The following is a 6,939-nucleotide window of genomic DNA, read 5'->3' as shown; positions in this document are numbered from 1 at the left end:
CGTGACGGTCCGTCCCCTGGCGAGGAGCAGGACCGCCCGGTGCAGGCGGAGATGTGTGCGCCAGGCCGTGCTGACCGTCCACAGATCTTCGCAGATCAGCCACGGTGACTGTCACCGGCAGGGGCCTGCCGGGCGGATCAGGCGGTGGCCTCCCGTGCCGCAAAGGGCCGTGAGACCGAGCCGATCCGCCGGACAGGCCCGTCTCAGCCCTGCTTGGGCGCCCTCGGTGTGGTGCGGCGCAGGGTGAAGGAGTGGCCTGCCGGGTCGGCGTAGCCGCGTTCCTCGAAGGGGCCGGACGCGTCCTTCGTGTCCAGGGGGCGCCCGCCGAGTTCGATCACCTTGCGCTCCACCGCGTCCAGGTCCTCCACCATGAAGTCCAGATGGACCTGGAGGGAGTTCTCCGGGCGCGGCCAGCTCGGCGGCGTCGCGTTCACATCGCGGCGGAAGGCCAGCCGGGTGCCGTCGGCGCCCCTGATCTCCACGCGGTTGGCGGTCGCGTCCGTCTCCTCGGCCGCCAGCAGCTCCTTGTAGAACACGGCGAGCTTCTCGGGCTCGAGGCAGTCGAGCACCAGATAACCCGCTTCCACCAGTGGCATGTCTCCTCCGAACGGTCCGGGGCGCGGGACTTCGTGCCCCGCGGCCCTGTACCTCACGGATATCCCGGTCCGGCGGATTCAGTCGGCGGCCGGCCGCTCCCCCGCCCCGTGTGGCCGGGCCCGGACCTCCGCCAGCCGTGCCGCAGCCGCGCTCAACAGCAGGTCCAGGGCGGCCGGATAGGAGCTCCGGGGCATGTCGGCCACGAGGTGGCGGGCCGTCGCGGCGATGTGCGGATGCGTGTCGGCGGGCAGCCGGGCGTAGGTGGCCCGCCACACGGCCGCCTCCGCCTCCTGGGCGCTCTTCGGCAGCGCCATGCTCGCCGAGTCCAGGGCACCGAAGGCGAGGGACTGGTCGACGAAGGCGTGATAGATCCGCACCGCATCGGCGTCCGGGAAGCCGCCGTCGCGCAGCACGCCGAGGATGGTCTCGACGGCCTGGATCTCGTACGCCCGCCCGGTCACCCGGTACGAGCTCAGGACGGCCGCCCGGGGATGGGCGAGGGCGCCCGCGTGCATGCGCAGACCGAGGTCGCGCAGGTCGGCCCGCCAGTCGCCGGTGGGCCGCCAGATGCGCAGGGTACGGCCGATGAGCTCGTCCGCGATGGCGAGCATCAGGTCGTCGGTGTGCCGGAAGTAGCGGTACAGCGAGCTCGGGTCGGCGCCGAGGGCACGCCCGAGGCGGCGGACGGACAGGGCCTCCGCACCGTGTTCCTCGATCAGTCTGAGGGCCGTGGCGACGATCAGTTCCTCGGAGAGGACGACGCCCTGCTTGGTGGGCCGTCTGCGCTGCCGGGCGGTGGGCGGGACGACGCGCTCGCTCATGGACTGCCTCCCTGGGACCGGTGCCCGCACCTTATGACAACACCGTTGACCTGTTAAGTGCCCGGGCAGTTTCATGTGCGTTCACCGGGGCCGCCCAGGCCCCCAGGTGCGAGCGGAGACCGGCCATGTCCGACCAGCCCTTCGGTGCAGCCCCGCCGACGCGGCCCGCGCTGCGCAAGTCCCTCGGCGTGCTCGACGGCATTGCCATCGCCGCGTCCAGCACGGCCGCCACCACCAGCATCGGCATCGGCCTGGGCGTCACGGCCGGTGTGGTGGGCCTGCATCTCCCGGCGATCATGCTGCTGGCGTTCCTGCCGGTCCTCGGCATCGCGGGCGCCTTCTCCCGGCTGAACCGGGTCGAGCCGAACGCGGGCAACGGCTATGTCTGGGTGGGCCGTTCGCTCAGCCCGTGGCTGGGCTTCATGGTCGGCTGGGTGAACATCGTGGCGACGCTGGCCTTCCTCGCATACACCACCGCGGTGACCGGGTCGGCGCTGATCCAGCTCGCCGGGGAGGCCGGGCTGCACCGGTTGGCCGGGCTCGCCCTGGACCCGGGTTCGACGGTACAGACGACCGCGGTCGGCATCGTGGTCCTGGTCGCGGTCACGCTCACCGCGGTCACCGGCATCCGGACGGCTGCGCGGCTGCAGACCGGCCTGCTGGTCTTCGAGTACGTCGTCCTGCTCGGGTTCTGCGGATACGGCATCGTCAACGGGCCGCACGCCTTCAGCCTGACCTGGTTCGACCCGTTCGCCATTCCGTCGGCGTCGGCGCTCGCCCAGGGACTGCTGCTGTCGGTGTTCTGCTACTGGGGCTTCGAGGCCGCGTTCAGCGTGAACGAGGAGGTGCGCGACCCGCGCGACGCCTCCCGCGCCGGGATCATCACCCTGGTCACCATGCTGACACTCTTCGTGATCGGCTCGGTCGCCTTCCAACGGGTCCTTTCCGAGCCCGAGTTGGCCGGGCACGGCGCCCAGGGTCTTGCGTTCTTCGGGGACCGGCTGGCGTCCCAGCCGCTGGCCGCGCTCCCCCTGGTGGCGCTGATGTTCTCGGCGGTCGCCTCCCTGCAGGCCGGTGTCATCCCCACGGCCCGGGCGATGTTCGCGATGAGCCGGGACCGTACCCTCGGGCCGGTGTGGTCCAAGGTCAGCTCCCGGTACGGAACTCCGGCCGCCGGAACGCTGCTGATCGGCGCCCTCGCGACGGTCATCGCGGCCCTCGCCCTGGTCATTCCGCGGCTCGCGGACATGATCATGGCGACGGTGAGCGCCGTGGGCATCGTGGTCGCCCTGTCGTACGCGCTCACCGCCCTCGCGGCGGCGGTGCGCTTCCGCCCGCTGCTGCGCGAGGACTGGCGTCAGGGCGTACGAGCGGTCGTGCTGCCCGCGCTGAGCGCCGTGGCGCTGCTCGGACTCGGCGGCTATCTCGGCTGGTCCTTCTACTCCTCCACCGACCATCTCGAACTCCGCGCGGACAACGGCTGGTTCCTGCTCCTGACTCCCCTGGTGATGATCGCGTCCGGCTTCGTGGCCGCCGCGTGGGCCAAGTGGGTGCGCAGGTCGCCGTACTTCCGCACGGGCGACGGCACGGACGCCGACGCGCCGCAGCTGCTCGCCACCCCCCACTGACGCCCACCAGGAACGGAACATGCACGCAGACCTTCTCTTCACCGGCGGTCCGGTCCTCACTCCCGAGGGCCGTACCGCCACCGCGGTGGCCGTCACGGGCGACCGCATCACCGCCGTCGGGCACGACGAGGTCCACGATCTCGCCGGGCCGCGGACCCAAGTGGTCGACCTGGAAGGGCGGTTGCTGCTGCCGGGCTTCCAGGACGCGCACGTCCATCCGGTCCCGGCGGGGCTGGAACTGAGCCAGTGCGATCTGACCGGGGCACGGACGGCGTACGAGACGCTCGCCGCGGTCCGTGCGTATGCCGACGCACATCCCGAGCGGGAGTGGATCCTCGGCGGCGGCTGGTCCATGGAAGCCTTCGCGGGCGGTACGCCGACCAAGGAGCTCCTGGACTCCGTCGTCCCCGACCGGCCGGTCTACCTGCCCAACCGTGACCATCACGGCGCCTGGGTCAACAGCCGCGCCCTGGAGTTGGCGGGCATCGGCCGCGACACTGCGGATCCGGCCGACGGGCGCATCGAGCGGGGCGCGGCGGGCGAGCCGAGCGGCACCCTGCAGGAGGGGGCGATGCAGCTGGTCGGGCGGCTCACTCCCCCGGCCACCGCGGCCGACCGGCTGGCGGCGCTGCTGCATGCGCAGCGCCATCTGCACGCGCTCGGCATCACGGCCTGGCAGGATGCACTGGTCGGGGACTTCCTCGGCATGGACGACCCCTCGGGGGCCTACCTGGCAGCGGCGCGGGACGGTTCACTGACCGCTCGTGTCGTGGGTGCGCTGTGGTGGGACCGCGAGCGCGGCGCCGAGCAGATTCCCGAACTCATCGAGAAGCGAGCCGAGTTGGGCCATGGCCGATTCCGGGCCAGCACCGTGAAGCTGATGCTGGACGGGGTCGCCGAGAACGGCACGGCCGCCCTGCTCGATCCGTATCTGGACAAGTGCGGCTGCGCCACCGCCAATCGCGGCAAGAGCTTCATCGACCGCGGCCAACTCCCCAAATACGTGGCCGAGTTGGACGCGCTCGGCTTTCAGTGCCACTTCCACGCGCTGGGCGACCGTGCCGTACGCGACGCCCTGGACGCCGTCGAGGCGGCGCGCACGGCGAACGGGCCGAGCGACACCCGGCCGCATCTGGCACACCTTCAGGTCGTACACCCCGACGACGTGGCGCGCTTCGCCCGGCTCGACGCGACGGCGAACATCCAGCCGTTGTGGGCCGCGCACGAACCGCAGATGGACGAGCTGACCATTCCGTTCCTGGGAGCCGAACGGGCCGCGTGGCAGTACCCGTTCGGTGCGCTGTTGCGCTCCGGTGCCCGGCTCGCGGCGGGCAGCGACTGGCCGGTCAGCAGCCCCGACCCACTGCAGGGCATCCATGTCGCGGTCAACCGCGTGACGCCCGACGGCGACGGCGCCCCGGTGTTCCTGCCGGGCGAACGCATCGGCCTCGCCGAGGCGTTGACCGCGTACACCGCGGGATCGGCCCATGTGAACCACCTCGACGACACCGGCCGGATCCAGATCGGCGCACTGGCCGATCTGGTGGTCCTGGACCGTGACCCGTTCGACGGACCGGCCGACGCGATCGCGCAGACGAGTGTGGCACTGACCTATGTGGGAGGGGAGGCAGTGTACGCAGCTCATGAGGCGTAAGCAGTAACGTACATCACGGTGAGGTCACGCGTAGATCATTTACGCTCTGGGCAGCCTCGTATCGCTTCTCGGTTCAACTTTCGGCCATAGAAGCTCAGTTCGAGGGCACGGGTGGCCATTTCGGCCACCCGTTCGCAGGGCCGGGGGGACTCTGCATCGCCGTCTCCCGGAAGGAAGCGCATGCCTCAGGACGTCACGTTCGACCTCCCCTTCGACACCCCCATCGGCAGACATCAAGGGATTCCCTGGCCTTCCTCCAGCTGCGGCGCACCTCGGGTCCGCTGGTTGCGCTTCGCCTGACCGGCCGCGACCGCTTCCTGATCAACACAGTCGAGGCGGCGGCGCAGGCGCTCGCCACGCGCATGGGCGACCGGCGAGGCCCTCACAGAAGGCACAGAAAACTCTCGGACGCGAACGGCCGACCACCATGGCCGATCGATCCCTTTGTCATGTCCACAGCTTGATGGGAGACCGGTGTGAAATCCCGAGTCGCAGGTACTGTTCCGCAGACGTCCGTCGACAGCTTGATCCCGGCGCAGCCGAGCGCCCCGCTCCAGCCCACCGAGGCGGCGAACGCCCTGGCCCGCCTCCTGGAGAAACGCATCAAGGGGAGCACGGAGGAGTACCGGAGCAGCCAGAACGCCGCTCGGCAGCGGCTGGACGCACTCATATCCCCCCGCTCCAGTACGACGCTGCCTTTGGAGGGCGCTCTCCATCTGGCGCGGCCCGCGTTCCTCCCGCCCGACGAGGAGGGCTACGCCAGGTTGAGGCACCTCGACGCCGGCCTGCGCGTGATAGAAGCGGCCTTCCCCCAAGTCGCCACCGACATCGAGCTCTGCCGACTGACCTGCACGATGCTGGAAGGGGCCTGGAGGAGCCGGGCACTCACCCCGCCACGCGAACAGGAGCAGCCCACCGACTGCGCCTGCCCGCTGTGCCGTCGGCTGCCCACGCCCCCCGCACGCACTCTGGACGACTACCGCTGGCGGCAGAGCGCCGGTCGTCCCCTCACCACCAAGACCTGGCCGAACCGCCGGGAACTCGACAGCGTCCTGACCGGTGGATGGTCCTGGACCCGGCAGATGAACGACCTCGAGCGAGACCTCGGCCACCGCCACCGCTTCGAGGACGACATCCTCGTCTTCCACGAATACAAGCGCGTGATCGACACCATCGACACCACGCGCCTCACCCAACACGTCGAAGAGCGCCTGGCCGAGAACTTCAGCACCAACAGCGCACGGGCCCTGGTCTCCGGACTCTTCGCCGCCCACAAACGATCCGTCGACGAGTACTGGCTCCAACAGCACCACGCGGGCAACGTCATACTCCCCCAGACCAGCCCCCTCAGCCACAGCACCTACTCCATGCTGCAGATGCTGGACTGCCTGTTCTGGCACGTCGCACCCGACACCGAACTCTGGCAGGAGGAGAACCTCGCCTCCCTGCTGCTCTGCCGCGCCATCGACGACATGGCCGACGTCCGAGCCGACGCCCTGACCGGCGAGATCAGCAACTTCTGGCTCGCCGACATGCCCACCCACACCAAGGCCCTCTACGCCGCCTGCGCGATAGCCATCGTCAAGTACGGCTGCACGCCCGAGGCGCACGACCCGATGTGGAACACCTGGCTGATGACCACCACCGTCGTCTGGATGGGACTCACGGGCCGCCACGCCCTGTGGTTCGACGGCATCACCCAGGGCCTCCCCCCGGCCGAGGACTGCCCACTGTGCGACCTGCAGCCCAACCCGTGCACCGGCATCCTCACCGACGGCACCACCCTCACCCTCGCCCCCCGGCCCACCGCGCCGGCACTGAGCACCAGGGCCGCCGAGCTGTCCGCACGCTGCCGAGCCGAACACCCCCAGGCCTGGCCCCTCTTCGACCGCGAGCTCCATGCGTTCGAAGCACTGCACGGTCCCTGGCGCGGCAGCATCGACAGCACCTGGGAGATCCTGCGCCGCACCTACATCGCCGCCGTCGAGGCATCCAGCGCCGCATCGTCCCCGGACCGCGCCCGGCATGTCCAACAGGACTCCGGCGTAGTCGGATCGGAGAAGTTCCACACCCTCCACGACCCTCGGACCGGAAGAGAAGACACCGCACTGCTCGCCTACATGTTCGGCGCCGCCCACCCGCACTTCCTCTGGAACGCCACGGGATACCGTCCCACGGGCGTCGAGGGCGACTGGCTCGACGGCTGACACGGCGCTGCCCGGCCGGAGGTCCGGCCGGG

General features: G+C 70.4%; 5 protein-coding genes. 3 read left to right on the top strand and 2 right to left on the bottom strand.

Going from position 1 to position 6,939, the window contains the following annotated elements:
• Positions 1–203: 203 nt before the first annotated feature.
• Entirely contained in the window at positions 204–596 is a 393-nt protein-coding gene (locus AB0N07_RS11625) for a VOC family protein (protein WP_365834049.1), read from the bottom strand.
• A 78-nt stretch (positions 597–674) separates the two neighbouring features.
• A complete protein-coding gene (locus AB0N07_RS11620) occupies positions 675–1,418 on the bottom strand; it encodes a TetR/AcrR family transcriptional regulator (protein WP_365834048.1) in 744 nt (247 codons plus the stop codon).
• A 125-nt stretch (positions 1,419–1,543) separates the two neighbouring features.
• On the opposite strand from AB0N07_RS11620, the gene AB0N07_RS11615 reads away from it, so the two are divergent.
• The 3 genes from AB0N07_RS11615 to AB0N07_RS11605 all read left to right on the top strand — a co-directional run bounded on the left by AB0N07_RS11615 (position 1,544) and on the right by AB0N07_RS11605 (position 6,907).
• A complete protein-coding gene (locus AB0N07_RS11615) occupies positions 1,544–3,046 on the top strand; it encodes an APC family permease (protein ID WP_365834047.1) in 1,503 nt (500 codons plus the stop codon).
• 19 nt (positions 3,047–3,065) lie between these two features.
• Complete coding sequence (locus AB0N07_RS11610) at positions 3,066–4,700, top strand: amidohydrolase (RefSeq protein ID WP_365834046.1); 1,635 nt, start codon at positions 3,066–3,068, stop codon at positions 4,698–4,700.
• Positions 4,701–5,176: 476 nt separating this feature from the next.
• Entirely contained in the window at positions 5,177–6,907 is a 1,731-nt protein-coding gene (locus tag AB0N07_RS11605; RefSeq protein ID WP_365834045.1) for a hypothetical protein, read from the top strand.
• Positions 6,908–6,939 lie beyond the last annotated feature (32 nt).

The organism is Streptomyces sp. NPDC051172 (assembly GCF_040682555.1).
GTDB lineage: Bacteria > Actinomycetota > Actinomycetes > Streptomycetales > Streptomycetaceae > Streptomyces.
Note: the sequence above shows the minus strand (reverse complement) of the source record. Positions and strands in the feature narration are given on the sequence as shown.